Source organism: Mesorhizobium sp. M1E.F.Ca.ET.063.01.1.1, assembly GCF_003998155.1.
In the GTDB taxonomy this organism is placed as follows: Bacteria; Pseudomonadota; Alphaproteobacteria; order Rhizobiales; family Rhizobiaceae; genus Mesorhizobium.
Window position 1 is genome coordinate 1 of sequence record NZ_RZSC01001743.1, and the last position, 398, is coordinate 398.

Sequence of the window (398 nt, forward strand, 5' to 3'; positions counted from 1 at the left end):
CGATCGTGCCGTCCTCGGCGCGACCGGGTGGCGGCAGTCGAGCGCGCGGCCAGCCAACGCATCGGCCGAGGACGGCACGATCGAAATGGTTGTGGTCGGTGCGCATCTGTCGGGGATGCCGCTCAATTGCCAGCTTAAGGAAGCCGGCGCGCGTTTCTGCCGGGCGACGACGACGACGCCTTCCTACAAGCTCTACGAGCTTGCCGGCCAGACCACGCCAAAGCCGGGCTTGATCCGCGTCGCGGGCGGCGGCACCGCGATCGAGGTCGAGGTCTGGCGGCTTCCTGCCGAGGCTTTCGGCCGCTTCGTCGCCGCCATCCCGCCACCGCTCGGCATCGGCACCATCGAGCTCGACGATGGAACATCGGCGAAGGGTTTTCTGGCCGAGACCGCCGGTC

1 pseudogene is annotated in these 398 nt (G+C 68.8%); it reads left to right on the plus strand.

The window, feature by feature from the left end:
* Window positions 1–398, plus strand: a pseudogene (locus EOA29_RS40700) (allophanate hydrolase); the annotation flags it as partial.